Annotated in this window: 19 protein-coding genes and 2 tRNA genes; 13 read left to right on the top strand and 8 right to left on the bottom strand. The window is 73.0% G+C overall.

Annotated elements, in window-relative coordinates; genetic code table 11:
- Window positions 1–77: 77 nt before the first annotated feature.
- The 4 genes from ACFZCF_RS07630 (at window position 78) to ACFZCF_RS07615 (ending at window position 3,332) form a co-directional block, all read left to right on the top strand.
- Window positions 78–1,187: an SDR family oxidoreductase gene (locus ACFZCF_RS07630; RefSeq protein WP_189946609.1), complete on the top strand. Its 1,110-nt coding sequence runs from the start codon at window positions 78–80 to the stop codon at window positions 1,185–1,187.
- 80 nt (window positions 1,188–1,267) lie between these two features.
- Window positions 1,268–1,729 (top strand): molybdenum cofactor biosynthesis protein MoaE, encoded by a 462-nt coding sequence (locus ACFZCF_RS07625; protein ID WP_388436582.1) that lies wholly within the window; start codon window positions 1,268–1,270, stop codon window positions 1,727–1,729.
- A gap of 215 nt (window positions 1,730–1,944) precedes the next feature.
- A complete protein-coding gene (locus tag ACFZCF_RS07620; RefSeq protein WP_388436579.1) occupies window positions 1,945–2,157 on the top strand; it encodes a hypothetical protein in 213 nt (70 codons plus the stop codon).
- Window positions 2,158–2,243: 86 nt separating this feature from the next.
- On the top strand, window positions 2,244–3,332 hold the full coding sequence (locus ACFZCF_RS07615; RefSeq protein WP_388436576.1) for a PDZ domain-containing protein: 1,089 nt from the start codon (window positions 2,244–2,246) through the stop codon (window positions 3,330–3,332).
- Window positions 3,333–3,373: 41 nt separating this feature from the next.
- Here ACFZCF_RS07615 and ACFZCF_RS07610 read toward each other — a convergent pair whose 3' ends face one another.
- Window positions 3,374–3,913, bottom strand: a complete 540-nt coding sequence (locus ACFZCF_RS07610) for a PPA1309 family protein (RefSeq protein WP_388436573.1) — start codon at window positions 3,911–3,913, stop codon at window positions 3,374–3,376.
- Between the two features lie 135 nt (window positions 3,914–4,048).
- Between ACFZCF_RS07610 and ACFZCF_RS07605 the strand changes: the two genes are divergently transcribed.
- The 4 genes from ACFZCF_RS07605 (at window position 4,049) to ACFZCF_RS07590 (ending at window position 9,454) form a co-directional block, all read left to right on the top strand.
- Window positions 4,049–6,976, top strand: a complete 2,928-nt coding sequence (locus ACFZCF_RS07605; protein WP_388436571.1) for a UPF0182 family protein — start codon at window positions 4,049–4,051, stop codon at window positions 6,974–6,976.
- A 43-nt stretch (window positions 6,977–7,019) separates the two neighbouring features.
- Window positions 7,020–7,093 (top strand) — tRNA-Met (locus tag ACFZCF_RS07600).
- Between the two features lie 202 nt (window positions 7,094–7,295).
- Window positions 7,296–9,332: a sel1 repeat family protein gene (locus ACFZCF_RS07595; protein ID WP_391285289.1), complete on the top strand. Its 2,037-nt coding sequence runs from the start codon at window positions 7,296–7,298 to the stop codon at window positions 9,330–9,332.
- A gap of 48 nt (window positions 9,333–9,380) precedes the next feature.
- A tRNA-Met gene (locus tag ACFZCF_RS07590) sits at window positions 9,381–9,454 on the top strand.
- Between the two features lie 126 nt (window positions 9,455–9,580).
- Here ACFZCF_RS07590 and ACFZCF_RS07585 read toward each other — a convergent pair.
- The 3 genes from ACFZCF_RS07585 to hisN all read right to left on the bottom strand — a co-directional run bounded on the left by ACFZCF_RS07585 (window position 9,581) and on the right by hisN (window position 11,358).
- Entirely contained in the window at window positions 9,581–9,997 is a 417-nt protein-coding gene (locus ACFZCF_RS07585; protein WP_030492734.1) for a Fur family transcriptional regulator, read from the bottom strand.
- Window positions 9,998–10,025: 28 nt separating this feature from the next.
- The gene (locus ACFZCF_RS07580) at window positions 10,026–10,412 is read right to left on the bottom strand and encodes a cyclic nucleotide-binding/CBS domain-containing protein (protein WP_388436565.1); all 387 of its coding nucleotides are present in this window, start codon (window positions 10,410–10,412) and stop codon (window positions 10,026–10,028) included.
- 133 nt (window positions 10,413–10,545) lie between these two features.
- Complete coding sequence (hisN, locus tag ACFZCF_RS07575) at window positions 10,546–11,358, bottom strand: histidinol-phosphatase (RefSeq protein WP_391285286.1); 813 nt, start codon at window positions 11,356–11,358, stop codon at window positions 10,546–10,548.
- A 385-nt stretch (window positions 11,359–11,743) separates the two neighbouring features.
- Here hisN and ACFZCF_RS07570 point away from each other — a divergent pair, with 385 nt between their 5' ends.
- Window positions 11,744–12,439, top strand: coding sequence for a TetR family transcriptional regulator (locus ACFZCF_RS07570; protein WP_391285284.1), 696 nt, complete (start codon window positions 11,744–11,746; stop codon window positions 12,437–12,439).
- On the opposite strand, the gene ACFZCF_RS07565 is transcribed toward ACFZCF_RS07570, so the two are convergent.
- The 4 genes from ACFZCF_RS07565 to ACFZCF_RS07550 form a co-directional block, all read right to left on the bottom strand.
- On the bottom strand, window positions 12,331–12,654 hold the full coding sequence (locus ACFZCF_RS07565) for a multidrug efflux SMR transporter (RefSeq protein WP_169087028.1): 324 nt from the start codon (window positions 12,652–12,654) through the stop codon (window positions 12,331–12,333). The genes ACFZCF_RS07570 and ACFZCF_RS07565 overlap by 109 nt on opposite strands.
- A gap of 91 nt (window positions 12,655–12,745) precedes the next feature.
- Window positions 12,746–13,756, bottom strand: a complete 1,011-nt coding sequence (gene rsgA, locus ACFZCF_RS07560) for a ribosome small subunit-dependent GTPase A (protein ID WP_388436555.1) — start codon at window positions 13,754–13,756, stop codon at window positions 12,746–12,748.
- A 3-nt stretch (window positions 13,757–13,759) separates the two neighbouring features.
- The gene (gene aroA / locus ACFZCF_RS07555; RefSeq protein ID WP_388436552.1) at window positions 13,760–15,103 is read right to left on the bottom strand and encodes a 3-phosphoshikimate 1-carboxyvinyltransferase; all 1,344 of its coding nucleotides are present in this window, start codon (window positions 15,101–15,103) and stop codon (window positions 13,760–13,762) included.
- A 20-nt stretch (window positions 15,104–15,123) separates the two neighbouring features.
- Entirely contained in the window at window positions 15,124–15,807 is a 684-nt protein-coding gene (locus ACFZCF_RS07550; protein WP_388436550.1) for a M50 family metallopeptidase, read from the bottom strand.
- A 49-nt stretch (window positions 15,808–15,856) separates the two neighbouring features.
- Here ACFZCF_RS07550 and ACFZCF_RS07545 point away from each other — a divergent pair, with 49 nt between their 5' ends.
- The 4 genes from ACFZCF_RS07545 to rsrA all read left to right on the top strand — a co-directional run bounded on the left by ACFZCF_RS07545 (window position 15,857) and on the right by rsrA (window position 18,697).
- Complete coding sequence (locus tag ACFZCF_RS07545) at window positions 15,857–16,672, top strand: SOS response-associated peptidase (protein WP_388436547.1); 816 nt, start codon at window positions 15,857–15,859, stop codon at window positions 16,670–16,672.
- Between the two features lie 152 nt (window positions 16,673–16,824).
- A complete protein-coding gene (locus ACFZCF_RS07540; RefSeq protein WP_388436545.1) occupies window positions 16,825–17,466 on the top strand; it encodes an alpha/beta family hydrolase in 642 nt (213 codons plus the stop codon).
- Between the two features lie 251 nt (window positions 17,467–17,717).
- Window positions 17,718–18,374: a sigma-70 family RNA polymerase sigma factor gene (locus ACFZCF_RS07535; RefSeq protein WP_189946678.1), complete on the top strand. Its 657-nt coding sequence runs from the start codon at window positions 17,718–17,720 to the stop codon at window positions 18,372–18,374.
- The gene (gene rsrA, locus ACFZCF_RS07530) at window positions 18,371–18,697 is read left to right on the top strand and encodes a mycothiol system anti-sigma-R factor (RefSeq protein ID WP_382801659.1); all 327 of its coding nucleotides are present in this window, start codon (window positions 18,371–18,373) and stop codon (window positions 18,695–18,697) included. The genes ACFZCF_RS07535 and rsrA overlap by 4 nt, the downstream gene beginning before the upstream one ends.
- Window positions 18,698–18,804 lie beyond the last annotated feature (107 nt).

Here is an 18,804-nt window from a genome sequence, read left to right as displayed (position 1 = left end):
CCTGCGGCAGGATGGACGCCACCTGGTACGTACGCGTCATCCCCGTACGTACTGAAGACAACCACTGGAGTCGGTCGGTGAGTTCCCCAGATCCGCAGGTTCGCGGAGCGCGAAACCACTCAACCCGGTCCGCCGCGCGCGGTCCCGTCGTCGCGGTCACCGGCGCCGCCACCGGCGTCGGAGCCCTCCTGACCAGGCGTCTCGCCGATTCGGAGGAGGTCAGGCGGGTCATCGCCGTCGACGAGCGGCGCGGTGAGGTGGCCGAGGCGACCTGGCACGTCCTCGACGTGCGCGATCCGGCCATCGCGGAGAAGCTCCGCGGCGCCGACGTCGTCGTGCACCTCGCCGTCGACCTCGACCTGGAGACCGACCCCGCGGCCCGGTCGGCGTACAACGTGCGCGGCACCCAGACGGTCCTCACCGCCGCCGCGGCGGCCGGCGTCCACCGGGTCGTCCTGTGCACCTCGACCATGGTCTACGGCGCCCTCCCCGACAACGACATCCCGCTCTCCGAGGACGCCGAGCTGCGGGCCACCGCGGAGGCCACGGGCGTCGGCGACCTCCTGGAGATCGAACGGCTCGGCCGCCGCGGCTCCCGGGCCCACCCCGGCCTCAACGTGACCGTGGTCCGCCCGGCCGTCCTCGTCGGCGGTACGGACACGGCGCTGACCCGCTACTTCGAGTCGCCCCGGCTGCTCGTCGTCGCCGGGTCCCGCCCCACCTGGCAGTTCTGCCACGTGGAGGACTTGGTCAGCGCCCTGGAGTACGCGGCCCTGGAGAAGGTCGACGGCGAGTTCGCGGTCGGCTGCGAAGGCTGGCTGGAGCAGGAGGAGGTCGAGGAGCTGTCCGGCATCCGCCGCATGGAGCTGCCCTCGGCGGTCGCCCTGGGCGCCGCGGCCCGACTGCACCGGATCGGTCTCACCCCGTCCCCGGCCGGCGACCTCGCCTACACCATGCACCCCTGGGTGGTGAGCGTCGGTCGCCTCCACGACGCGGGCTGGCGCCCCCGCTGGACCAACGAGGAGGTCCTCGCGGCGCTCCTGGAGGAGGTCCAGGGCCGGCACACGGTCGCGGGCCGCCGCCTCGGCCGCAAGGACGCCACGGCGGCGGGCGCGGCGGGCGCCACGGTGGCCCTCCTGGGCACCGCGGCCCTGGTGCGGCAGATGAGGAAGCGGCGCGGCCTGTAGGACCCTCCTACGGAGGGTCCCGGTCCACCGGTCGAAAACGCTATTCCGGGATGTCGGAGGGGTGCGGCACCATGGACGGCATGACGACCACGCACGACCACCCCGGTGAGCAGGCCGCGGACGACCCGATCAAGCTGCTCGCGATCCGCGACACCCCGCTCTCGGTCGACGAGGTCTTCCGGGCCGTCGGCGACGACGCGGCGGGCGGCACGACCCTCTTCGTCGGCACCGTGCGCAACCACGACGGCGGCGCCGACGTCGACGCGCTGGGCTACTCCTGCCACCCGAGCGCCGAGGCGGAGCTGCGCCGGGTCGCCGAGAAGGTCGTCGCGAACTACCCGGTGCGCGCCCTGGCCGCGGTCCACCGCGTGGGCGATCTGAGGGTCGGCGACCTGGCGGTCGTCGTCGCCGTCTCCTGCCCCCACCGCGGCGAGGCCTTCGAGGCCTGCCGCAAGCTGATCGACGACCTCAAGCACGAGGTCCCGATCTGGAAGCACCAGACCTTCTCCGACGGCACCGAGGAGTGGGTGGGCGCCTGCTGAGCCTTCGCCCCGAGATTGGGGGTCCCCCCGGACGAAGTCTGGGGGAGGGTGGGCGCCTGCTGAGCCATCGCCCCCAGTCTCGACGGAGCCGTGCAAGCAGGCGCGCCGACACGGCGTAGCCGAACGCCCGATTTGCGTAACCGCCCCCCAGGCCCGAGCGTTGGTGGCACAGATGAATAATCTGCTGATCAACACACTGGGGATGGGAGGTCGGGATGGCAGTGCTGGCCTGGTTGCTGATTCCGCTTTTCGCAGTCGTCGGCGCGGCGATATGGGGAAGCTGGGTCCAGAGGAACAAGACGATAGGTGACGTGGCCGAGCTCGCCGGCTACGCCCGTTTCAGGGACGCCATGGAGCGTTCCCACCCCACGGCACCCGATTCCGCTCCGTTCCGGCACGCGGCCGAGCCGACCCCCGCGGAGTCCTGACCGCCGTCCTCCGGGCGAGGGCCGGTGGCGTCCCGGACGGACCGCCCCAGGGGTGCGCGCACAGGCGAGTCCCGTACTGTCGTTCCATGCCACGCCGCACCGCGACGATGCTCGCCTCCACCCTGGTTTTGATCTGCCTGCTCATCGCCGGCGTCCTGATCCCGGTGCCGTACTCGGAGATGAGCCCCGGCCCCACGGTCAACACCCTCGGCGAGGCGCGCGGCGAGCCGGTCCTCCGGATCTCCGGTCGCAAGACCTACCCGACCGACGGCCACCTCAACATGACCACGGTCAGGGTCACCAGCGCGGACTACAAGATGAACGCCGTCGAGGCGGTCTACGGCTGGCTGGCGCACGACAACGTGGTGGTGCCCCACGACACCCTCTACCCGGACGGGAAGACGGAGGAGGAGTCGAGCCAGGAGAACGCGGAGGAGTTCTCCCAGTCGCAGGAGAGCGCCAAGGTCGCCGCCCTCGACGAGCTGGGCATCCCCTTCACCACCCGGGTCGTCGTCGCCTCCGTGGTCAAGGACTCCCCGGCGGAGGGCACCCTGCACGCCGGGGACGTGATCAAGGCCGTCGACGGAGTGAAGGTGACGAAGCCGGCCGACGTCGCCGCGCAGGTGACCAAGCGCCGACCGGGCCAGAAGGTCGAGTTCACCATCGTCCCGGCCAAGGAGGCGGCCGCCGCCGAGAAGGCGCGCAAGGAGGCCACCGTCACCCGGAAGGTCGTCCTCACCACCGCGAAGTCCGAGGAGGGCGACCGGGCGATCGTCGGCATCCAGGCCGGCACCGACCACGTCTTCCCGTTCACCATCGACATCAAGCTCGCCGACGTCGGCGGCCCCAGCGCGGGTCTGATGTTCGCGCTCGGCATCGTCGACAAGCTGACCCCGGAGAGCCTCACCGGAGGGAAGTTCGTCGCGGGCACCGGCACCATCGACGACGACGGCAAGGTCGGCCCGATCGGCGGCATCCAGATGAAGCTGGTCGGCGCGCGGAACGCGGGCGCCGAGTACTTCCTCACCCCGGCCGACAACTGCGCGGCCGCGGCCGACGACACGCCCGAGGGGCTCACCCTCGTCAAGGTCGACACCATCGACGACGCCACGAAGTCGCTGGAGAAGCTCCGCAAGGGCGACACGGCGGGCCTCCCGAGCTGCTCGAAGGGCTGAAACCGGTACGGGGCCCCAGCGGGGCCCCGTACCCGTACCACTCAGCCCTCGAAGGTCGCCGCGAGCGCGTCGGCGAGCCCCGGCACCAGGTCCGGGCCGGTCAGCACCTCGGTGGGCGAGTCCTTCTCGCGCAGCCGGATCGCCGCCTCCCGGGCGCCGGTCCGCAGCACGGCCACCGTCATCCGGACCTCCTGGCGGTCCGGGTGCGCGGCCACCCACTTGTTCAGCTTGGCGCCGCTCAGGTCCTTGGGGACCTGGGCCTCCGCCGACGGCGGCAGCATCAGCCGCTCCACCGTGAGGGCGCAGCCGGCCACGGTCTCCGGCCACGCGATGGTGCCGAGGAACTCGTCGAGCGGCTTGCCCTTGGGGATCTCCTCCTGCTCGATGGGGGTGTAGGCGGTCGTGTCCTCGCCGAGCTTCAGCGAGGGCGCCTGGGCGCGCAGCCGGGCGGTGTCGACGAGGGCGAAGAGGCGGGCGGGCCGGTCCCAGCCGAGGCCCGAGGCGTACTCGTCGATCTCGAGCACCGCACGGGTGAGGGGACTGGAGGCCATCGGCGGGCCCGAGGGGGAAAGGTTGGACATGACCAATATCCTGCCTCCTCTTCCCCCGGAGACGGGAACTAGGTAAAGCGTCAGTAAGTTGCACCAGTGGGCTCTACGATCGCGGGGCCCGCTTTCCGACGCATCAACACCGAGGGGCGCACGTTGGCTTTCCAGATGCCGGACCGTGGCGGCAGCCCGTCCGGGCCAAGGATCAGAGTCGGCCGGCCGTCCCGGCGGGCCCGCACCCTGCTGATGACACTGGGCGTCCTGGCCGTCCTGGCCATGGCGTTCGTGATGTTCGCCGGGTTCTGGACGGACTGGCTCTGGTACCGCTCGGTCCACTACTCGTCCGTCTTCACCACCACCCTGTGGACCAAGATCGGCCTGTTCGCGGTCTTCGGGCTGCTGATGGGCCTCGCCGTCGGCCTGAACATCTGGCTGGCGTACCGGCTCCGCCCGCCGCTGAGCGCGATGTCGCTCGAACAGCAGAGCCTCGACCGGTACCGGATGGGCGTCGCCCCCTTCAAGAAGTGGGTGCTGCTCGCGATCACCGCCCTGGTGGGGCTGATCGCCGGCGCCTCCGCCTCCGGCCAGTGGCGCACCTGGCTCATGTGGGTCAACGGCGTCGACTTCGGCGAGAAGGACGTCCAGTTCGGCAAGGACGTCTCCTTCTACGCCTTCGACCTGCCCTGGTTCCGCTTCCTGCTGGCCTTCGGCTTCGCCGCCGTGGTGCTGTCGCTGATCGCCGCGGCGATCACCCACTACCTGTACGGCGGGCTGCGGGTCACCAGCCCCGGCGCCCGCGCGACCGCCGCCGCCACGGGCCACCTTTCGGTGCTGCTCGGCGTGTTCGTCGCGCTGAAGGCCGTGGCGTACTGGCTCGACCGGTACGGCCTGGCGGTGAAGTCCAGCGACTTCAAGGCCACCGGCAACTGGACGGGCCTCAGGTACGTCGACGCCAACGCCTACCTGCCGGCGAAGACGATCCTCTTCTGCATCGCCGTCATCTGCGCCGTGCTCTTCTTCGCCACCCTGTGGCGCCGCACCTGGCAGCTGCCGGTCATCGGCTTCGGCCTGATGGTGCTCTCCGCCGTCCTCATCGGCGGGCTGTACCCGGCCATCGTGCAGAAGTTCCAGGTCCAGCCGAACGAGCAGGCCAAGGAAGCCCCGTACATCCAGAACAACATCGACGCGACCCGCAAGGCGTACGCGATCGACGGCACCAAGCTGGAGAACTACTCCGGCAAGTCGACGGTGAAGGCCAAGGACAAGCTCCGCACGGACGCCGACACGGCGGCCGCGTACCGCATCCTCGACCCGAACATCGTCTCGCCGACGTTCCAGCAGCTGGAGCAGAAGCGGAAGTACTACCAGTTCCCGACGACGCTCGATGTGGACCGCTACAAGGGCCAGGACGTCGTCATCGGTCTGCGCGAGCTGAACATCCGCGGCATCCCGAAGCGGAACTGGATCAACGACCACTTCACCTACACGCACGGCTACGGCGCCATCATGGCCCGCGGCACGCAGACCGACGCCAACGGCTCCCCGGTCTTCACCGAGTCGGGCCTGCCGACCAGCGGTGAGCTCGGCAAGTACCAGCAGAAGATCTACTACGGCGAGAAGACGGACCAGTACTCGATCGTGGGCGGCCCCCAGAAGGAGCTGGACTACGAGGAGAACGGCGAGAAGACCACCAGCTACGAGGGCAACAGCGGCGTCAGCCTGGAGAGCGCCTTCAACCGCGCGGCCTACGCGGTGGCCTTCAGCGAGCCGCAGATCCTCTACTCCGGGGCCATCGGCGACGGTTCGCGGATCCTGTACAACCGCACGCCCAAGCAGCGCGTGGAGGCCGTCGCCCCCTGGCTGACCATCGACGGCGACGCCTACCCGGCGGTCGTCGAGGGCAAGATCCAGTGGATCGTCGACGCGTACACCACCAGCAACGGCTACCCGTACGCCTCGCGGACCACGCTCGGCGACACCACCGCCGACTCGCTGACCGTCGGCAACCAGCAGCGCGCGGTCGTCGCCCAGCAGAACCAGGTCAACTACATCCGCAACTCGGTGAAGGCGACCGTCGACGCCTACGACGGCACGGTCACCCTCTACCAGTGGGACACCGAGGACCCGGTCCTGAAGACCTGGATGAAGGCCTTCCCCGGCACGGTGAAGCCCAAGGCCGAGGTGAAGGGCGACCTCCTGGAGCACCTGCGCTACCCGCAGGACATGTTCAAGGTCCAGCGCGAGCTGCTGACCCGGTACCACGTCACCGACCCGGCCCAGTTCTACAGCGGCTCGGACGCCTGGCAGGTGCCGAACGACCCGACCAACAAGGACAACGTGGCGGTGCCGCCGTACTACCTGAGCATGAAGATGCCCGGGGACACGGAGCAGCGCTTCTCGCTGACCACGACGTTCACCCCGAACGGGCGGCCCAACCTGGGCGGCTTCATGGCGGTCGACGCCGACGCCACCAGCAAGGAGTACGGCCGTCTGAGGCTCCTGCGGGTCACCGAGGACGTGCCGGGCCCGGCGCAGGTCCAGAGCAAGCTCAACAGCCTCCCCGACGTCGCCACCTTCGTCCGCGACATGCGGGGCGCCGACTCGGACATCCAGTACGGCAACCTGCTCACCGTGCCGCTCGACGGCGGGTTCCTGTACGTGGAGCCGGTCTACGCACAGGGACGGAACGCGCTCTACCCGCTCCTGAAGAAGGTCGCGGTGTCGTACGTGGACGCCGACCAGCCGGGCGGTGACACCACCAAGGACACCACGGTGTTCGAGAACACCCTCACGGAGGCGCTCAACGCGGTCTTCGGCGTGGAGGGCACCACCCCGCCCCCCACCCCGCCGGGCACCGAGCAGCCGCCGACCACCCCGCAGCCGCCGGCCTCGGCGGACGCGGCGCTGAAGCAGGCCATCGCCGACGCCCAGAAGGCGTACGACGAGGGCGAGGCGGCGCTCGCGAAGCAGGACTGGGCGGCCTACGGCAAGGCGCAGGAGGCCCTCCAGGACGCCCTGGAGAAGGCCGCCGAGGCCGGCGCCAAGCTCCAGCCGTCCGGTGCCGGTGGCGCCGAGAAGCCGGCCGAGGGCAGCTGACCTGCGTGATTCACCCCGCGTCGTGATAGTGTTACTTCATCGACGCGGGGTGGAGCAGCTCGGTAGCTCGCTGGGCTCATAACCCAGAGGTCGCAGGTTCAAATCCTGTCCCCGCTACTGACACGAGGGCTCGGATCCATAAGGATCCGGGCCCTCGTCGCGTGTCGGCATGACGGAGGCCATCGAAGGGCGGTACGGAAGGGGCGAGTTGGGGCCTGACGTGTTTGACTTGTCTCTCTGTGGGCATGTCGACAAAACGCTGAGGTGACCTCACGGGCTGCGGTATACCGGCTGTGCGCGGGTTGCGGGTGGTGCGACGATGGTATTTATGGGGGACAGGGCAACTCTGTTGGAGACAGGGCGGTTTGTGCAGCGGCACGCCAGAAACGCCGCGGACGAGATCATCGAGGCCGTACCGGCCGTCGATGCGGTCGTCGTCGACAGCACCACCCCCCGAGCCGGAGCCCTCCCGGACGCCGGACCGGACACCGAGGCCGAGACCGAGGCCGAGACCGAGGGCCGGCACCGCAGGGCCGCCGAGCGCGGTGACACCGACGCCATGAGCGCCCTCGGCGCCCTCCTCCTCCGCCGCGGCGACCTCGACGGCGCCGAGCCCTTCCTGCGCGCCGCCACCGCCGAGGGCGACCGCGCCGCCGCCAACAACCTCGGCGTCCTCCTGCACCAGCGCGGCTACCCCGACGAGGCCGCCGGCTGGTGGCGGGTCGCCGCCGTCGCCGGCTCCGCGCCGGCCGCCCATGCCCTCGGCCGCCACCACCGCGAGCGCGGCGACGAGCCCGCCGCCGAGTACTGGCTCCGCCAGGCCGCCGAACAGGGCCACGCCCTGGGCGCTTACGCCCTCGCCGAACTCCTGGAGCACCGCAGCGACGTCGGCGCCGAGCGCTGGCTGCGCGCCGCCGCCGAGCAGGGCCACCGCGAAGCCGCGTACCGCCTCGCCCTCGCCCTGGAGCGGCGCGCCACCGAGACCCTCCGCGGCCCGCACGCCTACGGCCCCGCCCCCGCCGCGGGCCGCGCCGGTCACGCCTACGACACCGCCGGCCGCCTCCGCGCGGCCGATCCGGCGCGCCCCGGCGAAGACCGGCCGTCCGCCCCCGCCCCGCCCACGACCGGGGAGACCGGCGGCGCCGGGCCCCTCGCCGAGGCCGAGCAGTGGTTCCGGCAGGCGGCCGCCCGGGGACACCGGCGGGCCGCGCTGCACCTCGGAGCCATCCTGGAACAGCGCGGCGAGCTGAAGGAGGCCGGCCGCTGGTACCTCAGCTCGGCCAAGGAGGGCGAGGCCAAGGCCGCCTGCGCCCTCGGCTTCCTGCTGCGCGACGCCGGCGACGAGGAGAGCGCCGCCGTCTGGTGGCTGCGCGCCGCCCAGGATGGCGACGGGAACGCCGCCAACGCGCTCGGCGCCCTGCACGCCGCCCGCGGCGAGCAGCAGACCGCCGAGCGCTGGTACCGGGCCGCCATGGACGCCGGGGACGTCAACGGCGCCTACAACCTCGGCCTGCTCTGCGCCGCCCAGGACCGCCTCCCGCAGGCCGAGCAGTGGTACCGCCGCGCCGCCTACGCGGGCCACCGCGAGGCCGCCAACGCGCTCGCCGTCCTGCTCCTCCAGGCCGGGGACCCGGGCGGCGCCGAGCCCTGGTTCTCCAAGGCCGCCGAGGCCGGCTCCGTGGACGCCGCCTTCAACCTCGGCATCATCCACGCCGGCCGAGACGAGGACCGCTCCGCGCTCGCCTGGTACGAGCGGGCCGCCGCCGCCGGACACACCGAGGCCGCCCTCCAGGTCGGCATCGCCGCCCTGCGCGACGGCGACGAGCAGACCGCCGAGCGCCACCTGCGCTGCGCGGCGGGCGGCGGGAGCGCCGAGGCCGCCTTCCGGCTCGCCACCCTCCTCGACGCCCGCCGCCCCGAGCCCGGCCCGGTGGTCCTCGGCGCGCCCGTGGACCAGAAGACCGAGTGCGAGGAGTGGTACGAGCGGGCCGCCCAGCAGGGCCACCGGCGCGCCCAGGTCCGGGTCGGGATGCTCGCCGCCGACCGGGGCGACCTCGCCGGGGCCGCCCGCTGGTACCGGGAGGCCGCCGAGGCCGGCAGCCGCAACGGCGCCTTCAACCTCGGCCTGCTCCTCGCCCGCGAGGGCAGCGAGCGCGAGGCCGCCCTCTGGTGGACCCGGGCCGCCCGGGCCGGGCACGGCCGCGCCGCCCTCCGCCTCGCGCTGCTCGCCGCCCGCCGGGGCGAGCTCTCCGAGGGCCGCAAGTGGTGCGCCCGCGCCGTGGAGCTGGGCCCGGCCGAGGTCGCCGAGCGGGCGGCCCGGCTCAGCGAGGCGCTGCACCAGGAGCTCACGGCGTAGAAGCGATTTGCTCCTGTCACCGCACTCCCGTAGGGTGGTGTTTACCGACGCGGGGTGGAGCAGCTCGGTAGCTCGCTGGGCTCATAACCCAGAGGTCGCAGGTTCAAATCCTGTCCCCGCTACTCAGTAGCACGAAGGCCCGGACCACATGGTCCGGGCCTTCGGCGTTTCCGCGCGTCGTGGGCACGTGAGCGGAAGCGGGCGCGAAAAAGGGACGCCCCCATGGGGCGCCCCTCTTCGGTGTGCTGCTAGGCCGCCGCGCAGTTCGGGCAGAGGCCGCGGTAGGTGACCTCGACGTCCGAGATGGTGAAGCCGAAGCGCTCGGCGTCCGGCAGGTCCCGCAGCGGGTCGCCCGCCGGGTGGACGTCCCGGATCGCTCCGCAGCCCGCGCAGACCAGGTGCTGGTGCGGCCGGTGGGCGTTGGGGTCGTACCGCTTGGCGCGGCCGTCGGTGGCCACCTCGATGACCTCGCCGAGCGTCACCATCTCGCCCAGCGTGTTGTAGACGGTGGCACGGGAGATCTCGGGCAGGCGCTCGACGGCGCGGGCGTGCACCTCGTCGGCGGTGAGATGCACGTGGTCGCCGTCGAGGACCTCGGCGACGACACGGCGCTGCGCGGTCATCCGCCAGCCGCGTCCGCGCAGTCGTTCCAAAAGGTCGCTCATGAGGGCCAGGGTAACAGCGGGGGATAAATCACTCGGCAACGCTGTGGGCCGGGAGCCAGCAGCGGATGATGTCGCGGACCGAGACCATGCCGACCGGACCCAGGTCGTCGAGGACCACGAGGTGGCGGAAGCCGCCTCGGGTCATCGCCTCGGCCGCCTCCTGGAGGGTCCAGCCGGGGGCGGCGAAGACCACGTCGCGGGTGGTGTGGGAGCCGGCCGGCTCCCGGTCGGGGTCCTCGCCCCGGCCTATCGAGTTGAGGATGTCGCGCTCGGTGAGGATGCCGAGCCCGGCGTCGCCGTCCAGGACGACGGCCGCGCCGACCCGGCGGGCCGACATCAGCCGGGCGGCCTGCCGGAGGGTATGGGCGGGTCCGATGGTGAGGACGACCGTGCTCATGGCGTCACGGACGAGCATGGATGGAGCCACCTCCTCGGCGAACCGCCGCACGGCGGTTCACAAATGCACAAGTGGGGGCTCCAGAGTTGCACCGGGAAGTGGGTCCGACAAGGGGGCGTGCACGCATCCGCCGGGGCGGACGGGGGCGCGTTCAGGCGCCCGGCGTCCCCGCGGACCCCAGCCGGCCGAGCAGTTCCCCGTGCAGCAGGCCGTTGGAGGCCGCCGCGTTCCCGCTGTGCGGGCCGGGCTGCCCGTCGAGTCCGGTGTACGAGCCGCCGGCCTCCTGCACCACGATCGCCACCGCCGCCATGTCCCAGAGCGACAGCTCCGGCTCCGCGCACAGGTCCACTGTGCCCTCGGCCACCATCATGTACGGCCAGAAGTCGCCGTACGCCCGGGTCCGCCAGCACGCGCGCGTGAGGTCCAGGAAGGCGTCCAGCTTCCCGCGCTCCTCCCAGCCGCTCAGCGAGGAGTACGCGAACGAGGCGTCGGCGAGCGAGGCCACCTGTGACACCCCGATCCGGGTCCCCGCGTCCGGGCCGGTGCCGGTGAAGGCGCCGAGGCCCTTCGCCGCCCACCAGCGGCGGCCGAGCGCGGGCGCCGACACCACGCCGACCACCGGCTGGAAGCCGGTCTTGCCCTCCTCCATCAGCGCGATCAGGGTCGCCCAGACCGGCACCCCGCGCACGTAGTTCTTGGTGCCGTCGATCGGGTCGATCACCCAGCGGCGCGGGCCGGTGCCCTCGACGCCGTACTCCTCGCCGAGGATCGCGTCCCCGGGCCGCTCGTCCTGGAGCCCGGCCCGGATCAGCTCCTCGGCGGCGCGGTCCGCCTCGCTCACCGGGGTCATGTCGGGCTTGGTCTCGACCTTGAGGTCGAGGGCCCGGAAGCGGGCCATGGTGGCCGCGTCGGCGGCATCCGCGAGGGCATGGGCAAGACGCAGGTCATCGTGGTAATCGGCCATGTCCGGCACTCTAGCGCCGCCCGGACGCCCCCCGCCGACCCGTCTCGCGCCCCCGGCCGACCCGTCTGGCGCCCGCCCGCCGACCCGTCTCGCACGTCCGGCCGACCGGTATCGCCCGCCCCGCCGACCCGCCTGGCACGCCCGGGCAACCCGCCCGGCACGCCCCGCCGACCCGTCCCGCACGCCCCCGACCCGTCCCGCACGCCCCCGACCCGTCCCGCACGCCCCGCCGGCCCGTCCCGCACCCGCCCGTCGACCCTCTCGCGCCACCCGTCGAACCGATGCGCCCCTGCCCGGAGCCCGGTCCGGCGCCCCCGGTCCCTTGACAGCGCCCGTACGGCTTGTCGACGCTGGGGTGCCACCGTCCCGGTCCGGAGGCGCGCCCATGCCGACCGCCCGCGAGGCCCTCCTCGACGCCGCTCTCGCCGCCCTGTCGCGGCAGCCCTGGTCCGCCGTCCGAATGGCCGACCTCGCCGTCGCCGCACGGGTCTCCCGGCAGACCCTCTACAACGAGTTCGGCAGCAAGGAGGGGCTGGCCCGTGCCCTTGTCCGGCGGGAGGCCGACTCGTACCTCGACGGCGTCCGCCGGATCCTGACCGCTTCCGCGCCGCCCGGCCAGGGCCCGGACGCTCCCGGAACGCCCGGCCAGGGCGCGGACGCCCCCGGGCCGTCCGCGCGGACCCTCGCCGCCCTCGCCGAGTGGACCGTCGCCAGGGCCGGCGACCGGCCGATACTCCGCGCGCTGCTCACCGGCGCCTGGACCGAGGGCCTGCCCCGGCCGCGGCCCGCCCGGCCGGGCGCCCGCCCCGCCCCCGTACCGGCGCAGCGCAGGGCGGACACCGGGCCGCCGGCGCCCGGCGAGCTGCTCGCCACGACGGCGCTGTGCGCGGGGGAGCGGTGGGCGGCCCGCTGCGAGCTGGCCCTGCGGCTCGCCGTCAGCCATGTGGTGGCCCCGGAGCTGCCGCCGGAGGGTCAGTGCGCGGAGCCGGACAGCTGGAGGCCGATGACCCCCGCGATGACCAGCGTGATCGAGACGATCTTGAGCGTGGAGACCACGTCACCGAGGAAGACCATGCCGTAGATGGCGGTGCCGGCCGCCCCGATCCCGGTCCACACCGCGTACGCCGGTCCCACGTCGAGCTTCCGCAGGGCGAGGGTCAGCAGCCCGAAGCTGCCGAGGGCGAAACAGGCGAAGGCGATCGTCGGCCAGAGCCGGGTGAAACCGTGGGAGAGCTTCAGGCAGACCGCGAACCCCGTCTCCAGGATCCCGGCGACCACCACGAGCAGCCACGCCATCGCTCCCGCCTCCCACCCGGTCGGATTCATCGCACTTGTGCGGTTATGTCCATACCGGCCTGGGGGCGGGCGTAAACACCGGCCGGAAGCGTCAGTCGCCCTCGTGGCGCTCCCGGGTGGCGAGCAGCCGGCGCAGCGAGAAGAGCCGCGCCGGATCCGCGTGCCCCTCCGCCACCCAGGCGTCCAGGGCGCATTCCGGCTCGTCGTGGCTGCACGCGCGCGGGCAGTCCGCCGTACCGGGCTCCAGGTCGGGGAAGGCGTGGATGACCCGGGCCGGGTCGACGTGGTGCAGGCCGAAGGAGCGCACGCCCGGGGTGTCGATGACCCAGCCCTCGGCGGCGTCCAGGGGCAGCGCGAGGGCCGAGGTCGTGGTGTGCCGGCCGCGGCCCGTCACCGCGTTCACATGGCCGGTGATCCGCCGCTTCTCCACGGGCACCAGCGCGTTCACCAGCGTCGTCTTGCCGACGCCGGAGTGGCCGACGAAGGCGGTGACCCGCCCGTCCAGGTACTCCCGCACCCGGTCCGCCGCGCCGCCGTCGTACAGCTCCTCGCGGTTCACCACCACGTACGGGATGTCCAGGTCGCCGTAGAGCTCCAGGAGCTTCTCGGGGGGAGCCAGGTCCGACTTCGTCATCACCAGGAACGGCTCCAGGCCGCCGTCGAACGCGGCCACCAGGCAGCGGTCGATCAGCCGGGGGCGCGGCTCGGGGTCGGCGAGCGCGGTGACGATCGCCAACTGGTCGGCGTTGGCGACGACCACCCGCTCGTACGGGTCGTCGTCGTCGGCCGTGCGGCGCAGCACCGAGTCCCGCTCCGCGATCCGCACGATCCGGGCCAGGGTGTCCTTCTCACCGGAGAGGTCGCCCACCAGGGAGACCCGGTCGCCGACGACCGCCGCCTTGCGGCCCAGCTCGCGGGCCTTCATCGCGAGCACGGTCCGGTCCTCGACCAGACAGGTCAGCCGGCCGCGGTCCACGGTGAGGACCATGCCCTCGACGGCGTCCTCATGCTTGGGGCGGATGGAGGTCCGGGGCCGGGTGCCCTTGCGGTTGGGCCGCTGGCGGATGTCGTCCTCGTCGGTGTTCTTCCCGTAGCGCCGCATCGTTCAGGCTCCGAGCATTTCGGTCCACATCCCCGCGAAGTCCGGCAAGGTCTTGGCCGTTGTCGCCACGTCCTCGATCTCCACGCCCTTCACGGCCAGGCCGATGATCGCGCCCGCGGTCGCCATCCGGTGGTCGTGGTACGTGTGGAAGACGCCGCCGCGCAACGGGCGCGGGCGGATGTGGAGGCCGTCCTCGGTCTCCGTGACGTCGCCGCCGAGGCCGTTGATCTCCCGGGTGAGCGCCGCGAGGCGGTCGGTCTCGTGGAGCCGCAGGTGCGCCACCCCGCGCAGGGTCGAGGGGGAGTCCGCGAGGGCGGCGACGGCCGCGATCCCGGGGGTCAGCTCGCCGACCTCGCCGAGGTCCACGTCGATGCCGTGGACGCGGCCCGTGCCGGTGAAGGTGAGGCCGGCGTCCGTCAGCTCGCAGGCGCCGCCCATCTCGGTGAAGATCCGGCGCAGCTCGTCGCCCGGCTGGGTGGTGCGGGCGGGCCAGTCGGGGACGGTGACCCGGCCGCCGGTGATGAGCGCCGCCGCCAAGAAGGGCTGCGCGTTCGACAGGTCCGGTTCGACGACCAGGTCACGGCCGCGCAGCGCCGACGGGGCCACCCGCCACACGTCCGGCGCGCCGCCGTGCTCCGGCTCGTCGACCTTCGCGCCCACCGCGCGGAGCATGTCGACGGTCATCCGGATGTGCGGCATCGACGGCAGCCGGCCGCCGACGTGCCGGACCTCGACACCCTGGTTGAAGCGGGCGGCGGAGAGCAGCAGCGCGCTGACGAACTGGGAGGACGAGGAGGCGTCGATCTCCACGACGCCGCCCTCCAGGCCGCCGGTGCCGTGCACGGTCATCGGGAGGGCGCCGCGGCCCTCGTCGTCGATCCGGGCGCCGAGCGCGCGCAGCGCGTCGATCACGCCGTGCAGCGGGCGCTCGTGGGAGCGGGGGTCGCCGTCGAAGCGGACGGCGCCGTCGGCGAGCGCGGCGAGCGGCGGCAGGAAGCGCATGACCGTGCCGGCGTTGCCGACGTCGACCGTCGCGGGGCCGCGCAGCGGGGCGGGGATGATCCGCCAGGCCTCGCCGCTGCCGTCCGGGCCCACGCCCTCGTCGATCTTCACGCCCAGGGTCCGCAGCCCCTCGGCCATCAGGAGGGTGTCGCGGGAGCGCAGCGGGCGGCGCACCCAGCCGGGCTCGGCGGCGAGCGCGGCGAGCACCAGGGCGCGGTTGGTGACCGACTTCGAGCCGGGCACGGTCACGGTCGCGTCGACGGGGCCGCCCGCGTACGGGGCGGGCCACAGGTCCTGGGCTGCGGAGCGCGACGGATCGGGGTACGCGGAGGAAGCTGCGGTCATGCCCTCACTGTACGGGGGTGTCAGAGACCGAGAAGCCAGGTGGCGCCGCCGATCAGGCAGCTGAGCGACACGACGTGGAAGAAGGCCAGCCACACCCCGGCGGGCACATGGGTGAGCCGGGAGAGCTGGTCGGCGTCCGAGTCGGGGGCCCCGCCGCGCCGGCGCGCGGACTGGAGCTCGAAGGGCGGCCGCACCCCGCCCAGGAGCAGGAACCAGACCACCGCGTACGCGAACGCCGCCTGGACGTCCGGCGCGGCCAGCCAGGACACCAGGACGAAGAGCCCGCCGGTGAGGACGACGCTGAGGATCCCGTACGCGTTGCGGACCATGACCAGGACCGCGAGGAGCAGGGCGGTCGCCGCCCACAGCAGCACCGCGACCCGGCCCGCGCCGAGCAGTGCCGCCCCGCCGAGGCCGAGCAGCGGGGCCGCTGTGTAGCCGGCGGCCAGGGTGAGGACGACGCCGAGGCCGGTCGGGCGGCCCCGGGTGACGGTGAGGCCGCTGGTGTCCGAGTGGAGCCGTATCGCCTGGAGCCGGCGGCGGCAGGCGAGCGCGACCAGGGCGTGGCCGCCCTCGTGGGCGATGGTGATCGCGTTCCGCGCGAGCAGCCAGATCCGGCGGGGCACGGTGACGGCGAGCGCGGCGACGCCGGTGGCGATCACCAGCCACTCGGGCGGGGTGGCCTGCGGGCTGAAGAGGTCCATCCTTCGGTCCGCTCCTCTCGGGCTGGGGGATCGTGGCAGTGTGGCACGCATGTGCGGACGTTTTGCGGCCGGCCGGCGGCCCGAGGACCTCGTGGAGACCTTCGGGATCGAGAAGTGGGAGCCGGCGGAGACCCTGGAACAGGACTGGAACGTGGCCCCGACCAAGGAGGTCCACGTCGTTCTCGAACGCCCTCTGAAGGACGCCGCGAGCCGGCGTCCGGTTCGCCAGCTGCGCGCGTTGAAGTGGGGACTGGTGCCGTCCTGGTCGTCGTCGCCGGAGGGCGCGGCCCGGATGATCAACGCCAGGGCCGAGACCCTCCACGAGAAGCCCTCCTTCAAGAGCGCGTTCCGGTCCCGCCGCTGCATCCTGCCCGCCGACGGCTATTACGAGTGGGTGACCGGCGCCGCCGAGCGCGACCTGGAGGTCGAGGGGAAGAAGAAGCGGCCCCGCAAGCAGCCGTACTTCGTGACCCCCGCCGACGGCTCCGTCATGGCCCTGGCGGGCCTGTACGAGTTCTGGCGCGACCCGGCGCTGCCGCCCGAGCACCCGCACGCCTGGTGGGCCACCTGCTCGGTGATCACCACCGAGGCGGAGACCGCGCCGCTCGGCGTGGCGCCCGCCGAGGGCCCCGGCTCGCTCGCCGAGATCCACCCCCGGATGCCGCTGATGCTCACCGAGGACCGCTGGGACGCCTGGCTGGACCCGGCCACCACCGGCCTCGACGAGCTGCGCGCCCTGCTCGCCCCGCCGCCGGAGGGCCTGATGCGGGCCTTCCCGGTCGCCACCGCCGTCAGCAACGTCCGCAACAACGGGCCCGAGCTGCTCGCCGAGCTCGCGGGACCGGAGCTCGGCACGCTGTTCTGAACGTCCTCCTGGGCCGCCCGGGGTCGCCGGCGCGCGTTCCCGGGGGCGGGTTCGCTGCCGGGCCGCGTTCCGGGGGCCCGTTCCGAAGGCCCTTTTCGAGGCGCGCCGCTCCGAACGGCCCTCCGCGCCGCCGCCGGGGGCAGGATGGGGACGTGACGAAGATCGAGACCGTGCCCACCGACGCCGGTGAGGCCCGTATCACCTGGCACCCCGCCCGCGAGGCCCACCGGGTCCTCGCCCTCGGCCACGGCGCCGGCGGCGGAATCGAGGCCCGCGACCTCGCCGCGCTCGCCGCCGCCCTGCCCGCCCGAGGCGTCACCGTCGCCCTGGTCGAGCAGCCCTGGCGGGTCGCGGGCAAGAAGGTCGCGCCCGCGCCGAAGACCCTCGACACCGGCTGGCGCGGCCTCTGGCCGGCCCTCGCCAAGCCCGGCCTGCCGGTGGTCGCCGGCGGCCGCAGCGCCGGCGCCCGGGTCGCCTGCCGCACCGGCGCCGAGCTCGGCGCCGCCGCCGTCCTCGCCCTGAGCTTCCCGCTCCACCCGCCGGGCAGGCCGGAGAGCTCCCGGGCCGCGGAACTCCTCTCGGCCGCGGCGGACCTCCCCACCCTCGTCGTCCAGGGCGGCAACGACCCCTTCGGCAAGCCCGCCGAGTTCCCGTCCGGAGGCACCTACGAACTCGTCGAGATCCCGTACGGCGACCACGGCTTCGCCGTCCCCCGGCGCGCCCCGCTCGACCAGGACGAGGCCGTCCGACGGATCGTCGGAGCCGTCGCCGACTGGCTCGCCGCACCGCGCTGAACCCCACCGCGGGCCCGGGAATGCCGGGGTCCGGGGCGCTGTTGTGGAGAGCGTCGGTGTGAGAAGCGAGAGAGGGAGTCCGTCGCATGGGTACGACCATCTGCCCGGAGCGGGCCAGGTCCGCGGAGCTCGACTGGACCGTGCTGCCCGCCCCCAAGGCCGCCCCCGTTCGGGCGGCGGGCGGAGCCGTTCCTCGTCTATCCTCCGAAACGAGCGGGTCCGGCACCGGCCCCGTCACCGCGCTGGAGGAGGTGGGTCCGGTCACTGGGACCGACACAGGGACCGACGACGGCCCCGAGGAGACGACCGAGGAGCGCAACGCGCGCTTCGAGCGGGACGCCCTCGGCTACCTCGACCAGATGTACTCCGCCGCGCTGCGGATGACGCGCAACCCCGCGGACGCCGAGGACCTGGTGCAGGAGACCTACGCGAAGGCGTACGGCTCCTTCCACCAGTTCCGCGAGGGCACCAACCTCAAGGCGTGGCTGTACCGCATCCTCACCAACACCTTCATCAACTCGTACCGCAAGAAGCAGCGCGAGCCCCAGCGCAGCGCCGCCGAGGAGATCGAGGACTGGCAGCTCGCCCGCGCCGAGTCGCACATGTCGACCGGACTGCGCTCCGCCGAGTCGCAGGCCCTCGACCACCTCCCCGACTCGGACGTGAAGGCCGCGCTCCAGGCGATCCCCGAGGAGTTCCGTATCGCGGTCTACCTCGCCGACGTCGAGGGCTTTGCCTACAAGGAGATCGCCGACATCATGGGGACCCCCATCGGTACGGTGATGTCCCGCCTGCACCGGGGCCGCCGCCAGCTCCGCGGCATGCTCGAGGACTACGCCCGCGAGCGCGGCCTCGTCCCCGCCGGCGCCGGAGAGTCGTCCAAGGATCTGAAAGGCGCGGACTCATGAGCTGCGGAGACCCGCACGAGACGGACTGCTCGGAAGTCCTCGACCACCTCTACGAGTTCCTCGACCGGGAGATGCCCGACGGCGAGTGCACCAAGTTCGAGGTGCACTTCGAGGAGTGCTCCCCGTGCCTGGAGAAGTACGGCCTGGAGCAGGCGGTGAAGAAGCTCGTCAAGCGCTGCTGCGGCAGCGACGAGGTCCCCACCGACCTGCGCGCCAAGGTCATGGGCCGGATCGACCTGATCCGCGCCGGACACGTGGTGCCCGACCAGGACGCGGTCGCGCCCGAGGCGCAGACGCCGCAGACGCCGGCCGTCCAGGAGTGACCGGACGCGTGTGCGGGCCCCCCGCCGCGCATCCGTCAGCTTGTATCACCCGATGGTAGGAATCGACGGCGGCCCGCCTTGAGCGGCCGCCGTCCTCGCTAGCGTGC

Source organism: Streptomyces sp. NPDC007945 (assembly GCF_042958885.1).
Taxonomy (GTDB): Bacteria; Actinomycetota; Actinomycetes; order Streptomycetales; family Streptomycetaceae; genus Streptomyces.
Note: the sequence above shows the minus strand (reverse complement) of the source record. Positions and strands in the feature narration are given on the sequence as shown.

What these genes read in the sequence shown, in the direction of transcription:
- ACFZCF_RS07625 (WP_388436582.1), top strand. Translation starts at nt 1,268, where the DNA reads ATGACGACCACGCACGACCACCCCGGTGAGCAGGCCGCGGACGACCCG.
- ACFZCF_RS07620 (WP_388436579.1), top strand. Translation starts at nt 1,945, where the DNA reads ATGGCAGTGCTGGCCTGGTTGCTGATTCCGCTTTTCGCAGTCGTCGGC.
- ACFZCF_RS07615 (WP_388436576.1), top strand. Translation starts at nt 2,244, where the DNA reads ATGCCACGCCGCACCGCGACGATGCTCGCCTCCACCCTGGTTTTGATC.
- ACFZCF_RS07610 (WP_388436573.1), bottom strand. Translation starts at nt 3,913, where the DNA reads ATGTCCAACCTTTCCCCCTCGGGCCCGCCGATGGCCTCCAGTCCCCTC.
- ACFZCF_RS07605 (WP_388436571.1), top strand. Translation starts at nt 4,049, where the DNA reads ATGCCGGACCGTGGCGGCAGCCCGTCCGGGCCAAGGATCAGAGTCGGC.
- ACFZCF_RS07595 (WP_391285289.1), top strand. Translation starts at nt 7,296, where the DNA reads ATGGTATTTATGGGGGACAGGGCAACTCTGTTGGAGACAGGGCGGTTT.
- ACFZCF_RS07585 (WP_030492734.1), bottom strand. Translation starts at nt 9,997, where the DNA reads ATGAGCGACCTTTTGGAACGACTGCGCGGACGCGGCTGGCGGATGACC.
- ACFZCF_RS07580 (WP_388436565.1), bottom strand. Translation starts at nt 10,412, where the DNA reads ATGCTCGTCCGTGACGCCATGAGCACGGTCGTCCTCACCATCGGACCC.
- hisN (WP_391285286.1), bottom strand. Translation starts at nt 11,358, where the DNA reads ATGGCCGATTACCACGATGACCTGCGTCTTGCCCATGCCCTCGCGGAT.
- ACFZCF_RS07570 (WP_391285284.1), top strand. Translation starts at nt 11,744, where the DNA reads ATGCCGACCGCCCGCGAGGCCCTCCTCGACGCCGCTCTCGCCGCCCTG.
- ACFZCF_RS07565 (WP_169087028.1), bottom strand. Translation starts at nt 12,654, where the DNA reads ATGGCGTGGCTGCTCGTGGTGGTCGCCGGGATCCTGGAGACGGGGTTC.
- rsgA (WP_388436555.1), bottom strand. Translation starts at nt 13,756, where the DNA reads ATGCGGCGCTACGGGAAGAACACCGACGAGGACGACATCCGCCAGCGG.
- aroA (WP_388436552.1), bottom strand. Translation starts at nt 15,103, where the DNA reads ATGACCGCAGCTTCCTCCGCGTACCCCGATCCGTCGCGCTCCGCAGCC.
- ACFZCF_RS07550 (WP_388436550.1), bottom strand. Translation starts at nt 15,807, where the DNA reads ATGGACCTCTTCAGCCCGCAGGCCACCCCGCCCGAGTGGCTGGTGATC.
- ACFZCF_RS07545 (WP_388436547.1), top strand. Translation starts at nt 15,857, where the DNA reads ATGTGCGGACGTTTTGCGGCCGGCCGGCGGCCCGAGGACCTCGTGGAG.
- rsrA (WP_382801659.1), top strand. Translation starts at nt 18,371, where the DNA reads ATGAGCTGCGGAGACCCGCACGAGACGGACTGCTCGGAAGTCCTCGAC.